This window comes from Mycobacterium sp. RTGN4 (assembly GCF_033804635.1).
Lineage (GTDB): Bacteria > Actinomycetota > Actinomycetes > Mycobacteriales > Mycobacteriaceae > Mycobacterium.
The window spans coordinates 30,407-44,750 of record NZ_JAPZLB010000020.1 but is presented as its reverse complement, the minus strand read 5'-3'; the positions used below and the strand labels follow the sequence as shown (position 1 = coordinate 44,750).

16 protein-coding genes are annotated in these 14,344 nt (G+C 65.0%); 7 read left to right on the top strand and 9 right to left on the bottom strand.

Going from position 1 to position 14,344, the window contains the following annotated elements:
• Positions 1–68: 68 nt before the first annotated feature.
• The 3 genes from SLQ30_RS30140 to SLQ30_RS30130 are packed head-to-tail and all read right to left on the bottom strand — an operon-like array spanning position 69 to position 3,389.
• Complete coding sequence (locus tag SLQ30_RS30140) at positions 69–935, bottom strand: formylglycine-generating enzyme family protein (protein WP_319450614.1); 867 nt, start codon at positions 933–935, stop codon at positions 69–71.
• A gap of 13 nt (positions 936–948) precedes the next feature.
• Positions 949–1,848, bottom strand: coding sequence for an HAD family hydrolase (locus SLQ30_RS30135; protein WP_319450613.1), 900 nt, complete (start codon positions 1,846–1,848; stop codon positions 949–951).
• Positions 1,848–3,389, bottom strand: coding sequence for an arylsulfatase (locus tag SLQ30_RS30130; RefSeq protein ID WP_319450612.1), 1,542 nt, complete (start codon positions 3,387–3,389; stop codon positions 1,848–1,850). The genes SLQ30_RS30135 and SLQ30_RS30130 overlap by 1 nt, the downstream gene beginning before the upstream one ends.
• Before the next feature lie 325 nt (positions 3,390–3,714).
• Between SLQ30_RS30130 and SLQ30_RS30125 the strand changes: the two genes are divergently transcribed.
• Together SLQ30_RS30125 and SLQ30_RS30120 are read left to right on the top strand one after the other, a co-directional pair.
• A complete protein-coding gene (locus SLQ30_RS30125) occupies positions 3,715–4,131 on the top strand; it encodes a DUF5994 family protein (protein ID WP_319450611.1) in 417 nt (138 codons plus the stop codon).
• Positions 4,132–4,222: 91 nt separating this feature from the next.
• Complete coding sequence (locus SLQ30_RS30120; RefSeq protein WP_319450610.1) at positions 4,223–5,857, top strand: fatty acyl-AMP ligase; 1,635 nt, start codon at positions 4,223–4,225, stop codon at positions 5,855–5,857.
• 3 nt (positions 5,858–5,860) lie between these two features.
• Here the strand turns inward: SLQ30_RS30120 and SLQ30_RS30115 are convergent, their stop codons facing one another.
• From SLQ30_RS30115 to SLQ30_RS30100, 4 genes are all read right to left on the bottom strand, one after another.
• Positions 5,861–6,949 (bottom strand): NAD-dependent epimerase/dehydratase family protein, encoded by a 1,089-nt coding sequence (locus tag SLQ30_RS30115; RefSeq protein ID WP_319450609.1) that lies wholly within the window; start codon positions 6,947–6,949, stop codon positions 5,861–5,863.
• 72 nt (positions 6,950–7,021) lie between these two features.
• Positions 7,022–7,234 carry an exodeoxyribonuclease VII small subunit gene (locus tag SLQ30_RS30110; RefSeq protein ID WP_319450608.1) on the bottom strand — a complete coding sequence of 71 codons (213 nt, stop codon included), beginning with the start codon at positions 7,232–7,234 and terminating at the stop codon, positions 7,022–7,024.
• Positions 7,221–8,465, bottom strand: coding sequence for an exodeoxyribonuclease VII large subunit (gene xseA, locus SLQ30_RS30105; RefSeq protein ID WP_319450607.1), 1,245 nt, complete (start codon positions 8,463–8,465; stop codon positions 7,221–7,223). The genes SLQ30_RS30110 and xseA overlap by 14 nt, the downstream gene beginning before the upstream one ends.
• 16 nt (positions 8,466–8,481) lie before the next feature.
• Entirely contained in the window at positions 8,482–9,057 is a 576-nt protein-coding gene (locus SLQ30_RS30100) for a lipid droplet-associated protein (protein ID WP_319450606.1), read from the bottom strand.
• A 66-nt stretch (positions 9,058–9,123) separates the two neighbouring features.
• Between SLQ30_RS30100 and SLQ30_RS30095 the strand changes: the two genes are divergently transcribed.
• Positions 9,124–10,125 (top strand): 4-hydroxy-3-methylbut-2-enyl diphosphate reductase, encoded by a 1,002-nt coding sequence (locus SLQ30_RS30095; RefSeq protein ID WP_319450605.1) that lies wholly within the window; start codon positions 9,124–9,126, stop codon positions 10,123–10,125.
• 70 nt (positions 10,126–10,195) lie between these two features.
• Here SLQ30_RS30095 and SLQ30_RS30090 read toward each other — a convergent pair whose 3' ends face one another.
• Positions 10,196–11,341, bottom strand: coding sequence for a DUF6542 domain-containing protein (locus SLQ30_RS30090; RefSeq protein ID WP_319450604.1), 1,146 nt, complete (start codon positions 11,339–11,341; stop codon positions 10,196–10,198).
• 84 nt (positions 11,342–11,425) lie between these two features.
• Between SLQ30_RS30090 and ychF the strand changes: the two genes are divergently transcribed.
• The 4 genes from ychF to SLQ30_RS30070 all read left to right on the top strand — a co-directional run bounded on the left by ychF (position 11,426) and on the right by SLQ30_RS30070 (position 13,841).
• Complete coding sequence (gene ychF / locus SLQ30_RS30085) at positions 11,426–12,517, top strand: redox-regulated ATPase YchF (protein ID WP_319450603.1); 1,092 nt, start codon at positions 11,426–11,428, stop codon at positions 12,515–12,517.
• Between the two features lie 271 nt (positions 12,518–12,788).
• Positions 12,789–12,995 (top strand): type II toxin-antitoxin system VapB family antitoxin, encoded by a 207-nt coding sequence (locus SLQ30_RS30080; RefSeq protein WP_319450602.1) that lies wholly within the window; start codon positions 12,789–12,791, stop codon positions 12,993–12,995.
• Entirely contained in the window at positions 12,982–13,350 is a 369-nt protein-coding gene (locus SLQ30_RS30075) for a type II toxin-antitoxin system VapC family toxin (RefSeq protein ID WP_319450601.1), read from the top strand. The genes SLQ30_RS30080 and SLQ30_RS30075 overlap by 14 nt, the downstream gene beginning before the upstream one ends.
• Before the next feature lie 188 nt (positions 13,351–13,538).
• Complete coding sequence (locus tag SLQ30_RS30070; RefSeq protein WP_319450600.1) at positions 13,539–13,841, top strand: hypothetical protein; 303 nt, start codon at positions 13,539–13,541, stop codon at positions 13,839–13,841.
• 6 nt (positions 13,842–13,847) lie between these two features.
• On the opposite strand, the gene SLQ30_RS30065 is transcribed toward SLQ30_RS30070, so the two are convergent.
• The gene (locus tag SLQ30_RS30065) at positions 13,848–14,246 is read right to left on the bottom strand and encodes a hypothetical protein (RefSeq protein WP_319450599.1); all 399 of its coding nucleotides are present in this window, start codon (positions 14,244–14,246) and stop codon (positions 13,848–13,850) included.
• Positions 14,247–14,344: the final 98 nt, after the last annotated feature.

The following is a 14,344-nucleotide window of genomic DNA, read 5'->3' as shown; positions in this document are numbered from 1 at the left end:
CCACAGTGATCGATCCTGTCAGGAATCTCCGGTCTGCGACTGCTTTTGTGGGGCCAGGCGCCCGAAACTCATCGCTTGATGCAGCGGAACCCGATGTGGCTCATTCCGGTGTCGACCATCTGTGGACGCCGGGCCGCCGGGCGGTAGCGCAGGCAGTAGCTATCGGCGCATAGGAACGAGCCACCCTTGATGACCTTGCGGCCGATGTGGAACTGCGGTTGATTCGGGTCATAACTGTCGGCGGCGCAGCATGATTCGATCGCCCGATCGTCGGCCCACCAGTCGGTGGTCCACTCCCAGACGTTGCCCGCCATGTCGGACAGCCCGTAATTGTTGGCGGGAAAACTGCCGACCGGGCTGGCCTGGCCGTATCCGGTGTCGGGTAGATACGGGAACTCGCCGTGCCAATAGTTGGCGAGCCGCTGGTCTGCTCGCTCGGGTTCGTCGCCCCAGACATAGGCGGCGGCCCGTAGCCCGCCGCGGGCCGCGACCTCCCACTGTGCTTCGGTCGGCAACTCGAGCTCGGCCCAATTGGCATATGCCGCAGCATCTTCGAACGCAATGTGGACGACGGGATGGTCGTCCCGTCCGCGGAGCGAGGACCGCGGCCCACGCGGATGGTTCCAGCAGGAGCCCAGTGTCCACGTCCACCACTGGTTGAGGTGACGCAGGTCGACGGGTCCCGGCGTGCGGTGGAACACCATCGATCCGGGTTGCAGATTCTCCCTAGGTGCGTCGGGGTAGTCCGCGGGGTTGAGCTGGCGTTCGGCGACGGTGAGGTAGCCCGTGGCGTCGACGAATTCGGTGAACTGGGCGTTGGTCACCTGATGAGGTTGCATCCAGAAGCCGTCGACGGTGACCTCGCGGGTCGGGCCTTCCTCGACGTAATGCGCATCGCTGCCGAGCAGCGTGGTTTGCGGCGGGATCCAGACCATGCCCGCAGTGGCGCTACGCAAAGACGGTCGTCCAGTCGTCGCGCATGCTCACCACGGTCCAACTCTTGGCCTTGGCTTCCTCCAGCGACTTCTCCGCCCCTGCGACGTAGTCGAATTCGCGCGCGGCGTCGTCGTGCAGGACCAGCAGCCGTAGGCCGTCGGTGAACTCCAGCATCTCGATGTCGCCGTTGGAATTGCCCGCTGCGAGGATTGGCCGCCGCCCGATCCGGCTCCACAGCCGTACCGGCTTGATCGGCCCGTCGTCGAGGAACTCCGGCTTGTCCGTCGTGTAGATCTGCCCGTCGCGGTACACGAGGCCCACCGAGCTTCCCACCACTCGCTCGGGGGGTACGCCGTACAGGGGCCCGGTGATTGGGCGCATGAAGTCCCGTCCGCCGCCGGAGACGATGTAGTTGGTGAAGCCGTTGGCCTCGAGATATCGCAGCAATTCGACCATCGGGGCGTATCCACACGCGGTGTAGGGGCGATTCAGCGTGGGGTGTCGAGCGTCGGCGAAGAACGCATTGACCCGGCTGGCGTGCTCCTCGACCGTCAGCTCGTGGTACGCCGTAAGTATTGCTGCGAGAAGCGGTTTCAGATCAGCATCATCACCTTGATAGTGCTTGGTCACCGCGTCGCCCAACCACTTCAGGTCGCCGGTGTACGCGGCCTGGTACGGCTGTTGCTCGCGCAACGCCGGATCCGCTTCGGCCTGCTCCTTGAACCGGCGCACCAAGAAGTCGAGCTGGATGTACATCGGCTTCTCGCACCACAGCGTGCCGTCGTTATCAAAAACTGCGATTCGGGCTTCTGGCGCAACGAAATCCGGGCCTTCGGTGGTGACGCGGCCCACGAAGTCGATGATCGCCGCCTTCGCAGAGGCTCCAGCGCCGTCGTTCCACAACTCCAGCATCAATCAGCCGCCAGGAATTCTTGGAGCTTCTTGACGATCTGATCGATGCTGAAGCTTGCCGGCTCGTGACGGGGCGGGAATTCCTTGAACGTGTCGAGGAACGCCGAGGCCATTGCGGTCGCGTAGATCGCGAAGAAGTCCCGTCGCAAGAACCACTCGTAGTAGGTGTTCGACGTGATGTCGGCGTACTCGAACGGGTCGGTGCGCAGGTTGAATAACTTGGGCACCCGCAGCGGCGTGAACGGTTCGGCCCAGATGCGCAACGTGCCCTGGCAGCGCTGCTCGGCGAACACGATCTTCCAGTTCTCGAAGCGCAACGCGACCAGTTCGGCGTCGTCGTTGAAGTAGAAGAAGCCGCGCCGCGGGCTGTGCTCGACCTCGCCCATCAGATAGGGCAGCAGGTTGAACCCGTCGATGTGGACTTTGTATTCGACATCGCCGACCTTGTAACCCTTCTTGAGCTTGTCGCTGACGTCGGGATCGCCAGCGGCGGCGACCAGCGTCGGCAGCCAGTCGTGGTGCTGAATGATGTCGTTGGAAACGCTGCCCGCCGCGATCTTTCCGGGCCAACGAATCAACTCAGGCACCCGGTAGGCGCCTTCCCAGTTCGTGTTCTTCTCGCTGCGGAACGGCGTCGTCCCGGCGTCCGGCCACGAGTTGCGGTGGGGGCCGTTGTCCGTGGAGTAGATGACGATGGTGTCGTCTGCGATTCCGAGTTCATCGAGCGCGTCGAGCACGGTGCCCACGTTCTTGTCGTGGTCGATCATCGCGTCGTGGTACTCCGACTGCCACAGCCCCGCTTGGCCGCGGCTCTCCGGCTTCACGTGTGTGTAGAGGTGCATGTGGGTGAAGTTGCACCACACGAAGAATGGCGTGTCAGCCGCGTGCTGACGCTTGAGGAAGTCGACGGTGCGGTTGGCGATGTCGTCGTCGATGGTCTCCATGCGCTTCGCGCTCAGCGGGCCGGTGTCCTCGATGGTCTGCTTCCCGACGGGTCCGAACTTCGGATCGTCGGGTTCGGTCGAGTCCTCGGCAAGGGCCTTGCAGTCCATCACTCCGCGCGGCAGCGCGAGGTCGTGCAGTCGGGGGAACTGGTCCTTGTGCGGGTAGTCGACGTTCTCCGGCTCCTCTTCGGCGTTGAGGTGGTAGAGGTTCCCGTAGAACTCATCGAAGCCGTGCACCGTCGGTAGGTATTTGTTTAGGTCGCCAAAGTGGTTCTTGCCGAATTGTCCGGTGGCGTAGCCGAGCGGCTTGAGCATTTCCGCGATGGTCGGGTCCTCGGCGGCCCAGCCGATATCGACACCGGGTACGCCGACCTTGCTCATTCCGGTGCGATAGACGCTTTGTCCACTGATAAAGGCTGCGCGGCCGGCCGTGCAGCTTTGCTCACCGTAGGAGTCAGTGAAGCGCATGCCTTCGCTGGCAATGCGGTCGATGTTGGGCGTGCGGTAGCCCATCATGCCGTCGCTGTAGCAGCTGAGGTTGCTGATGCCGATGTCGTCACCCCAGATGACGAGAATGTTCGGCTTACCGTTCGGCATGGCGACTCCTTCGTTCGGCGACACGTCGACGTTAATACTTGGAACTTCCCCGGTGGGGGGTTTGGCACAGCCCGTGACGGCCAATTGTGCCTAGCGCCTTACCAATACGGGATGGCGGCACCTCGTAGGTGACAAGCGCCATGCGATGTTGCTGCCGAGTCGTTACCCGGGTAACCGTGGGTCGGCGTCGATACGGGTTAGGGTGAGGGGCATCGTAGGTATCTCGTGTGCCAACCAGAACGGTTACCGTCTGCGATTTCTCGCATACCGGACGGGAGCACCAGCCATGGTGCCTGTTTCGTCTCCACGTACGAAGGCGCCGCGATTGGCGTTTTGCGCCAGATCGACGGCGCGCGGCGGGGTCGACGGCGCTTGGTGGCCCAAGAGCACCAACCTGAGTGCTCAACTGCCAGATCTGGTGTCCATCTTGGGGTTGACCATCGGTGAGGTGCGTCGGGTGGTGTACGACCCGAGCAGATGGCCGCCGACGCCACCACGAATCATCAAGGGTAGCAACGCGATTTCGGTCGATCCGTACACGTTGGTGGCGAGCGACACCATCTATCTGATCGGTACGCATGCGCGGGACGCGGTGCTGTACGTCATCCCGCCCAAGAGTGCCGTCGCCGTCGTGGATAACGTCCTCGCCGCAGTTTCCGAGGCGACGGGGCCCATGAATGCGTTCGTGCTGCGACACTTGCTCGAGCACTTCACGACCACTGCCGGGCAGCCGGCGCGGTGACACGCTTGAATGCGCGTCAAGGTTCCCCCAGACCCTTGGGAGCCGTGACCGATACCCAAGGCGGCGTCGGCAAGACTGGAAAGGGTCTTCGATGAGCAAATTTTGCGACGTGATGTACGCAAATGCCAGTACGAGCACCAGGGGCTTGGTCACTGGCGAACCCCATGAGCCCATCCGCCAGACCTGGGGTGAAGTGCACCAACGGGCCCGCAGAATCGCCGGCGGACTCGCTGCTGCGGGGGTTGGGCACGGCGATGCGGTGGCGGTGCTCGCGGGGGCCCCCGTCGAGATCGCGCCCACCGCGCAGGCCGTCTGGATGCGCGGCGCCAGCCTCACGATGTTGCATCAGCCCACCCCGCGGACCGATCTCGTCCTGTGGGCGGCGGAGACCGTCCGGGTGGTCGCCACGCTCGGGGCGGCCACGGTCATCGTGTCCGAACCGTTCATGGCCGCGGCCCCGGTGCTTGCCGAGCAGGGCGTCACCGTGCTCGTCGTCGCCGACCTGTTGGACTCCGACCCCATCGACCCGATCGACGCCGGCGAGGACGACGTCGCGTTGCTGCAGCTGACCTCGGGTTCGACCGGGCCACCGAAGGCCGTTCGGATCACCCATCGCAATCTGGCCTCCAACGCCGATGCGATGTTCGTCGGGGCCGAGTACGACCTGAACACCGACGTCATCGTCAGCTGGCTGCCGCTGTTCCACGACATGGGCATGACGGGCTTTCTGATCGTGCCCATGTACTTCGGCGCCGAACTGGTCAAGGTCACGCCGATGGACTTCCTCACCGACACCCTGCTGTGGGTCAAGCTCATCGACAAGTACAAGGGCACGATGACGGCCGCGCCGAACTTCGCCTACGCCGTACTGGCCAAGCGACTGCGAAGGTTGCAGCCGGGTGAGTTCGACTTGTCGTCGCTGCGCTGGGCGCTGTCTGGCGCCGAGCAAGTCGAACCCGCCGTGGTGGAGGCGCTGTGCGAAGCCGGCGCGCCCTTCGGGCTGCGGCCGGAGGCGATTCTGCCCGCCTACGGCATGGCTGAGACCACGGTGGCCGTGTCGTTCTCCGAGTGCCGCGGTGGGCTCATCGTGGACGAGGTGGATGCCGACATCCTGGCCGTCCTGCACCGCGCCGTGCCTGCGACGACGGGCAACGTCCGACGGCTCGCGACGCTGGGGCCGGTGCTGGCCGGACTTGAGGCACGTGTCATCGACGAGGACGCCAACGAGCTACCGACCAGGGGTGTTGGAGTGATCCAGGTGCGCGGGGAACCCGTGTCGCCCGGATACACCACCCAGGCCGGGTTCATCTCGGCCCAGGACGAGCAGGGCTGGTATGACACCGGCGACCTCGGCTATCTGACCGAGCACGCCCACATCGTGGTCTGCGGACGCGTCAAGGACGTCATCATCATGGGCGGGCGCAATATCTATCCCACCGACATCGAGCGGGCCGCCGCGCGGGTCGCGGGAGTCCGGCCGGGTTGCGCCGTCGCGGTACGGCTGAACGCGGGACGGACGCGGGAGACGTTCGCGGTGGCCGTGGAGTCGAATGCCTTCGAAGACCGCGCCGACGTACGTCGGATTCAGCGTGAAGTCGCCCATGAGGTGTTCGCCGAAGTCGACGTTCGGCCGCGCAACGTGGTGGTGTTGGCGCCCGGGGTGATCCCGAAGACGCCGTCGGGCAAGCTGCGCCGAGCGCATGCCCTTTCGCTGGTGGGGGCGTAGCAGCTAGGCGGTGGCGGGCGCCGTGTGCCCGACGGCCTTCATGCTGTCGTACAGATCGGTGTAGTAGGGCAGACATTCGGCCATCGCCTGCTGCGTGGTGAACAGCGGCGCGTAGCCGAGGTCACGTTTGGCCTTGGCGATCGAGAAGTAGTTGTTCAGCGAGATCCGTTCGACACCAAGCGGTTCGACGGGCGGTTTGGGTAGCCCGAGGCGGAAGTGCAGCCACTGCCAGACCTTCATCACGAGCAGCACGAGCCGACCGGGTACCCGGAACGTTGGCAACTTCTCGCCACACGCTTCGACGATGGGGCGCGAGAACTCAAACATGTTGACGGGGTCGCCGTCGTTGACGAAGTACGCCTGGCCTGGCGCCGATCCACCTGGTACCAGATGTTCGCCGGCGAGGATGAAACCGTGAATCAGGTTGTGTACGTACGAGTTATCGAGCTTGCTGTGCTTGCTGCCCACCAGCACCTTGACGTTTCCGGCAAGCACGTTCTCGAACACCTTGCGGAACATGGTCTGGTCGCCGCGGCCCCAGATGCCGCTGGGTCGGATCGAGCACGTCAGCATGCCGTCGACACCGTTCTGGGCGAGCACGAACTTCTCGGCGACGACTTTGGTCTCGGTGTAGAGATCGTTGAAACGGTCTGTGTAGGGCAGGGTTTCGTCGCCGTTGGTGATCACCTGACCACCCATCACCACACTGTTGGACGCCGTGTAGACGAACCGCTTGACGCCTGCGGCCCTTGCGGCCTGCACCAGATTCTGGGTGCCCTCGACGTTGATGGCGAAGCTGCGCTGCCGGTATTCGTCGGTGACGGACCCGCCGCCCATCAGGTCGATGACGGCCGCGGTGTGGATGACGGTGTCGACGTCGACGACGGCTTTTTCCACATCGTCGCCGTTGGTGATGTCGCCGACGACCGTCTGCAGCCGTGGATGGTCGGGGAGCTGCGAGGGCGCGCGATCGAACGAGCGGACGTCGTGCCCGCGGGCCAGTAGCTCGGTCACCAGGTTGGCGCCGACGAAGCCGGAACCCCCGGTGACGAGGACACGGCCAAGGTCAGTGGTCAGCGTTGAGTCACCCATGGACGGGAAGCATACCTGGAAAAGTGTAACGTGTTCCAGTTTTGTCTCTGCGGCGTCGGGTTGGCGCCAACATCAGGATTGCTCGTCGTCCCTGGCGGCCAAGGTCTGCTCCACTTTCTGGCGGGCGCCAGCTAAGTGCTCTTCGCATCGTTTAGCGAGTTCTTCGCCTCTTTCCCATAACTTCAGCGACGCATCTAGGTCGAGCCCACCCTGTTCCAACTGCCGGACGACCTCGATCAATTCGTCACGTGCCTGCTCATACCCCAATTGACTAATGGGCTTCATCTGATCCCTCACTTATGGTGGTGACGGCTCCGTCGGCCACCCGGATGCGCAACCGGGTGCCCGCAGGCGCGTCGTCGACGGAACGCAGGACGGTCGCCGAGCCGGACGCATCGAGGGTCTGCACGACGGAGTATCCCCGCGCCAACGTCGCCGCCGGGCCCAGTGTGGCCAGCCGGGCCGACAAGTGACCGATCCGTTCGGTCTCGGTGCCGATCAGCCGGGTGACGTCTCGTCTCGCGGTGACGCGGGCGCGGTGGACCTCTTCTCCGCGGGCGGTCAACGCCGCCAACGGATCGGCGAGCACAGGCCTACTGCGCAGCTGAGCGATGGTGTGCTGTTCGCGATGCACCCAGCTGCGCAGCGCCCGGGCGCTGCGGCGGCGAAGGTCGACCACCAACGCCTGTTCGGCGGCGGCGTCGGGCACGATTCGCTTGGCCGCATCGGTCGGGGTCGCCGCCCGCAGATCAGCCACCAGATCACACAGGGGATTGTCGGGTTCGTGTCCGACGGCGCTGACTACGGGCGTGGTGCACTTGGCGATTTCGCGGCACAACGTCTCGTCGGAGAAGGGCAACAGGTCCTCGACGCTGCCGCCGCCGCGGGCCACCACGATCACGTCGACGTCGGGATCGGCGTCAAGCCCGCGGAGTGCCTCGACGAGCTGCGGAACGGCGTTGGGCCCCTGCACGATCGTGTTGCGCACGGCGAACCGCACAGCGGGCCAACGGCTCTCGGCGACGGTCATGACGTCCCGCTCGGCCGCCGAGGCGCGGCCGGTAATGAGCCCGATGATGTTGGGCAGAAATGGAATTGGCCGTTTGAGGCGTGGATCGAAGAGGCCCTCGGCGGCCAGCAGTCGCCGCAGCCTGTCGATGCGAGCCAGCAGTTCGCCGATGCCGACGGCGCGAATCTCGCTGATACGCAGGCTGAATGAACCGTTGCGGGTGTAGAACTGTGGCTTGCCGAGCATGATCACCTGCGTGCCCTCGGCAAGGGGCACGGGGGCGTTGGTGACGAGGTCGACCGGGCAGCTGACCGACAGCGACATGTCCGCGGCGGGATCACGCAACACCATCCATGCGGTTGATTGACGCAGCTTCAGCTCCGTTAGCTGACCCTCGATCCACACCGTGCCGAGGCGATCGATGTACTTGGCGACGCGAGTGGCGACCGCCCGCACCGGCCAGGGGTTTTCGGGGGACTTGCCCTGTTCGGGTTCGGTACTCGTCACTCCGGTGACCTACCGGTCACTTGGCCGTTGCGCGGGTGATCCTGTTGGCGAGCAGCGTCTGAAACGGGGCCCTGGCCTTCGTCGCCTCTTCGTAGTCGAGAAGCGCCTCGAGATCGGCCACCTTGAGCGACGAGAGTCGAGCGCGCAGCTGCGCCAGCGTCAGCTCCGGGTAGTCCAGGTCGGCCACGATGCCTGGGGCCGCGGACGGAGCCCGTTCGGTCGCCGCGGATTCCACGACGACGTCGGGTTCGCCGGTGCTGTACAGCGCGAACCGGCCCTCGGTCAGACGCTCGCCGTTCGAGCTCCCGACGGGCGTCTCGTCATCCTCGGCTCCAAGATTTTCGTAGAGGTCCTCGTCGAACGTGGCCCACTCGGCTTGCTCGTCCTTGGGCGGAAACAGCTGCTCCAATGTCTCGTCGCCCCTGTTGACCAAGTCGGCGACGTCCTGCTGCATCTTCATGACGAGCTGCGCGACCTGGCTGACGACCGTCATCGGGTACGTCAGGATCGTTTGCGGCAGCTTGCGGGTCTCCTCGAGCGCGGTGACCGCCGCGCCCACCAGCAGTCGGACCCCATACGGTGCTGTAGACATGGGGGCCAGCCTACGGCTGGCCCGCCAACTGGTCGGATATGGGAGCGGGTAAGTACCCTAGGAGTCATGCCACCGACGATCAACCTGGGTTTTCCGGGTGCTCCCCCCGCCGTCGTCGGGGCCGCGGAGGGCAGGCGCGTCCTGCTCGCCGAGCCCCGCGGCTATTGCGCAGGGGTTGATCGCGCCGTCGAGACGGTGGAACGCGCCCTGGAAAAGCACGGCGCGCCGGTCTACGTCCGCCACGAGATCGTCCACAACGTCCACGTCGTGGAGACGCTGGCCAAGGCCGGCGCCATCTTCGTCGACGAGACCGACCAGGTGCCCGAGGGCTCCATCGTCGTGTTCTCCGCGCACGGCGTGGCGCCGACCGTGCACACGAACGCCGCCGAACGTGACCTCAAGGTGATCGACGCCACGTGCCCGCTGGTGACCAAGGTGCACAACGAGGCCAAGCGCTTCGCCCGCGACGACTACGACATCCTGCTCATCGGCCACGAGGGTCATGAGGAGGTCGTCGGGACCGCCGGTGAGGCACCCGACCACGTTCAGCTGGTCGACGGCCCCGACTCGGTCGACAAGGTCACCGTCCGCGACGTGAACAAGGTGATCTGGCTGTCGCAGACCACGCTGAGCGTCGACGAGACGATGGAGACCGTGCGGCGGCTGCGAGAGCGCTTCCCGACTCTGCAGGACCCGCCGAGCGACGACATCTGCTACGCCACCCAGAACCGTCAGGTGGCGGTCAAGGCGATGGCGCCCGCGTGTGAGCTCGTGATCGTCGTCGGCTCGCGCAACTCATCGAATTCGGTGCGGCTCGTCGAGGTAGCGCTCGGTGCGGGTTCCGATGCCTCGTATCTGGTGGATTACGCCGAGGACATCAATCCCGCGTGGCTCGAGGGTGTGACCACGGTTGGGGTGACGTCCGGCGCTTCGGTGCCCGAGGTCCTGGTGCGTGGTGTGCTCGAGCGGTTGGCCGAGTACGGCTACGACACCGTGCAGCCCGTCACGACCGCCAACGAGACCTTGGTCTTTGCGTTGCCTCGGGAAATCCGGGCCGCCAGGCGTTGAGCTCGTTGAGAAGGCACTCAGGGCGAACCACTCTCGCACTTGGTCGCCCTGAGTGCATTTTCAACGTGGGCTAGACGTCGTACTCCCAGGAATCTGCATCCGCACTGCGTGGCCGCCTTGGTCGGGTGCGGTGCTCGGTGCGTGCTTCGCTGTCGTCATCGCCCCGGTAGCGGACGCGCGACACCGGGTGGTGTGACCCACTGGCACCGTTCGTCGGGCGAGGTTGACTCGGGGCGTCGTAGGGCTCGTAAGGCTCGTAGCCGCTGGGCCGACGACGCCTTTCGGGACGATCCGAATGCTCGGGGCGCTCAGCGCGAAGCGGACGGTCGCGTCGTTCGGGTCGCTCGTGTGCGCCACGCCCGTCGACCGGTGGCAGATTCCGGCGCGGTTCTCGGGGCTGCGGGGGGCGGGGCCGCCTGCGCGGCTCGGGCGGCGGATCGATGGATGGACCGGCCTGGGCCGCCGGCCGACGACGGGGCCGGCTGGTGGGCGGCTCGCCGAAGTCGGGTTCGGGCTCGGGCGGGCGTACGTGGCGCGACCGGGACGCTCCCGCGGCCGGAGCGGCCTTCGGTGCCCTCCGAGGCCTGCGCGGCGGATCGTCTGCAGCCGCTGCAGCCGCTGCGGCCGGCGCGCGACTCGGGCGGTCGGTGGAATGCTCGCGGCGACGGCGCCGCGGAGTGGCCTCGACGGCGTCGATCACACTCGTCTCGGCCGCGGCGCCCTTGCCCGGCGTCCGGGTTTCGCTCACCTCGGCCACGGCGTCCGCGGGCGCGCCGCGGCGGGCCACGACGCCCTGGTACCAGCGGATCATGCTGATCACCAACACGACCGCCGACGTGATGAACATCAGCGGAAAGCGCTCGATCAGCGGATAGCCGCAGTTGATGAGGATGTCCTTGAGGCCGCCGATCTCGCTGCTGTGAAACAGGAAGTAGGCGCCGGGAACCGCGAAGAAGAGGATCAGTGGCGGCTGGATGGCCGCGGTGAAGACACCGGATTGACGGACGGCCAGGACCGCCAGCAGACAGCCAGTGACGTAACACACTGCGAAGACGGCGCTGAGTTCGTTGTTGCCGGTGCCCGCGTCGAATGCGAAGCCAACGGCGGCCGCCGTCGCGGCTAGCAGGATGGCTCCCCACCAGGGGATTCCTGGCACGCGAGGCAGCGCTGACCTGTGGTCGGCGTCCACCGCCGACCGCGCGCGCTGTCCTGACACGCTTAGACCGTACCGGCAATCTTGCGTACCGCGCTGCCAGCACGCTCGGGCGTGCCTGAGTGTGCCACCTAGACTTACCAACCCGTGGGCCTCAACTTGGGAATCGTCGGACTGCCTAACGTTGGCAAGTCAACATTGTTCAACGCTTTGACACGCAACGACGTGCTGGCGGCGAATTATCCGTTCGCGACGATCGAACCCAACGAGGGCGTGGTGCCGCTGCCGGATCCACGGTTGGCTGAATTGGCCAAGGTGTTCGGCTCGGAGAAGTTGGTGCCGGCACCGGTGACCTTCGTCGACATCGCCGGCATCGTGAAGGGCGCCTCCGAGGGCGCCGGGCTTGGCAACAAGTTCCTGGCCAACATCCGCGAGTGCGACGCCATCTGTCAGGTGGTGCGGGTCTTCGCCGACGACGACGTGGTGCACGTCGACGGCAAGGTCGATCCCGCCTCGGATATCGAAGTCATCGAGACCGAATTAATCCTCGCCGACATGCAGACCCTGGAGAAGGCCGTGCCGCGCCTGGAGAAGGAAGCGCGAAACAACAAGGACCGCAAACCGATTCACGAGGCGGCGGTGGAAGCGCAGAAGATTCTGAACGGCGGAACGACGCTCTTTGCGGCCGGGGTGGACACCGCACCGTTGCGCGAGCTCAATCTGATGACCACGAAACCGTTCCTGTACGTCTTCAACGCCGACGAATCGGTGCTCACCGACGAGGCCAGGACGGCCGAGCTGCGCGCGATGGTGGCGCCGGCCGACGCGGTGTTCCTCGACGCGAAGATCGAAGCGGAACTGGTCGAGCTCGACGATGAGTCGGCCATGGAGCTGTTGGAGTCCATCGGGCAGACCGAACGCGGGCTGGATGCCTTGGCGCGGGCGGGCTTTCACACCCTCAAGTTGCAGACGTACCTGACCGCCGGGCCCAAGGAATCGCGGGCCTGGACCATCCATCAGGGCGATACCGCACCCAAGGCAGCCGGCGTCATCCACACCGACTTCGAGAAGGGTTTCATCAAGGCCGAGATCGTCTCGTACGACGACCTGGTCGAAGCGGGCTCGATGGCCGCGGCCAAGGCCGCAGGCAAGGTCCGTATGGAGGGCAAGGAGTACGTGATGGCCGACGGGGACGTGGTGGAGTTCCGCTTTGGATCAGCGTCTACGTCGAAGAATTAGAGCGTGGGCGCAAACCGTCCATCAGACTGATGCAGACAGGGACTTGGTGGTCGATCCCGAGTTCGGACAACCACCACCCGCTCGCCAGCGTCAACAAATGATGACGCTGCGCGAAGACGTTGTGGTCAAGGGTGATGCGGTCGAGGTCCAGTTCAACGTTTAGACGCTTCGGTTAAACGTCTGTGCCGAGAGTCGCCCGATGAAGCCCCGTGACTCGCGGGGCGCGTTGTGGCATCATTATTAGCATCATTGATGCGCATGGAGGTGTCAGGTGAGAACGACGGTAACCATTGACGACGCACTGCTGGCGAAAGCGGCCGAACTCACCGGGGTGACCGAGAGTGTGGCACTCCTCCGTCAGGGGTTGCAGACCCTTATCCGGGTGGAGAGCGGCCGTCGCCTGGCAGCGCTCGGTGGGACGGATTCGCAGGCATCGGCTGCCCCTCGGCGGAGAGCGTCTGCCGGTGATTCTCGTTGACACGTCGATATGGATCGACCATCTGCACGCCGCCGAAGCGCGCCTCGTCGGCTTCTTGTCCACCGATGAGATCGGCTGTCATCACCTGGTGATCGAAGAGTTGGCGCTCGGTGTGATCAAACAGCGTGACAGTGTGCTCGGTTTGCTATCCAATCTCAGACAGTTTCCGAGGGTCACCCACGCCGAAATTCTTCATCTCGTCGAACGTCGCAGGTTGTGGGGCAGGGGACTGAGCGCAATCGACGTCAACCTACTCGGCTCGGTCGCACTGGTGGACGGCGCGCGGCTTTGGACCAGGGACAAGCGGCTCAAGGCGGCTTGTCGGGAGGTTGGCGTTGCGGTCTTTGATGAGTGATGTTGTTCGGCAACGGGATTGGGCCGAGCTCCGGTTCAATGTGTAACGCTACAACTCTTCGTCGGCGATGTCGTCGGCATAACCTAGCTGCCGGTGTCGATGAACGAGGTTAGGCGCCGCACCTTTAGACGCCGAGCCGAGCCCCGTCCGTGACCTTCGCGCGATGGCGATGATGAACGCTCGTCGTCATGGCTGTGTTCGAGGTGATCTGCACGGTCGCGGCGACGCTGTGGATCGGCTTCGTCGTGGCAGCGTTGGTCATCGGTTACCGAATCACGGCGAAGCTCCGCGCCAGGAGACGCCGCATCAATCGGCTGTTCGACGCGGTCCGCGCGCCACTCGGGTTTCGCAGACGCGATGCGTGGCATCGCCGTTGGCGTGATGGAGTGCTCCGGTACTACGGGGTGCCGCAGCGCTCCGGGATCAACGGGTATTGGCGTGCCATCTTGGAGTCGGCGCTAAAACTGCAGCGGCGCAACGAATATCGTTGACCCTTCCTAGAGCCCGCCGCAACGCGAGGGTGCCAGAATGGGTGACCACGGAGGGCAATCCGCGGGCAGCGGCTGAGGAGGGCGCGGCGGCGCAGGGGGCAGCGGAGCCGGAATTGGACCATTGTCGTGAGGCGTGCCGTGCCACGGATAGATGACATTGCTGGCGATGTCGACCACGCCGTACGAATTCCAGTACCAGTCGTGGCAGATGTTCCAGTCCCAGCTGATGACGCCGAATTCGCTTCCCGGTATCGCGGGGTCGCCAGGGCACCAAGTGGTACAGCTGTTGCCGCCGGGGCAGTTTCCGTCGTTGTAACTGGGGCCGGCGTTGGCGGTTGCGGGGGGCAACCCCAGGGCGCTTGAGACCAACAGTGCCGTCGCCAAGCCTGCGATTCGTAGTCTCATCGATGGCTCCCTTCGATTGGGCGTAAGGGTGCCCCCGAGGCCTTGGAGGATTCTTGGAACCTCGCCGACCGCTGCACGCGTTACGGGCTATCTTGTCG

Excerpts from the sequence above, each read along its gene's own strand:
- SLQ30_RS30070 (WP_319450600.1), top strand. The coding sequence starts at position 13,539 with ATGGCTGTGTTCGAGGTGATCTGCACGGTCGCGGCGACGCTGTGGATC.
- SLQ30_RS30065 (WP_319450599.1), bottom strand. The coding sequence starts at position 14,246 with ATGAGACTACGAATCGCAGGCTTGGCGACGGCACTGTTGGTCTCAAGC.
- SLQ30_RS30115 (WP_319450609.1), bottom strand. The coding sequence starts at position 6,949 with ATGGGTGACTCAACGCTGACCACTGACCTTGGCCGTGTCCTCGTCACC.
- SLQ30_RS30110 (WP_319450608.1), bottom strand. The coding sequence starts at position 7,234 with ATGAAGCCCATTAGTCAATTGGGGTATGAGCAGGCACGTGACGAATTG.
- SLQ30_RS30140 (WP_319450614.1), bottom strand. The coding sequence starts at position 935 with ATGGTCTGGATCCCGCCGCAAACCACGCTGCTCGGCAGCGATGCGCAT.
- SLQ30_RS30100 (WP_319450606.1), bottom strand. The coding sequence starts at position 9,057 with ATGTCTACAGCACCGTATGGGGTCCGACTGCTGGTGGGCGCGGCGGTC.
- SLQ30_RS30095 (WP_319450605.1), top strand. The coding sequence starts at position 9,124 with ATGCCACCGACGATCAACCTGGGTTTTCCGGGTGCTCCCCCCGCCGTC.
- SLQ30_RS30130 (WP_319450612.1), bottom strand. The coding sequence starts at position 3,389 with ATGCCGAACGGTAAGCCGAACATTCTCGTCATCTGGGGTGACGACATC.
- SLQ30_RS30135 (WP_319450613.1), bottom strand. The coding sequence starts at position 1,848 with ATGCTGGAGTTGTGGAACGACGGCGCTGGAGCCTCTGCGAAGGCGGCG.
- SLQ30_RS30120 (WP_319450610.1), top strand. The coding sequence starts at position 4,223 with ATGAGCAAATTTTGCGACGTGATGTACGCAAATGCCAGTACGAGCACC.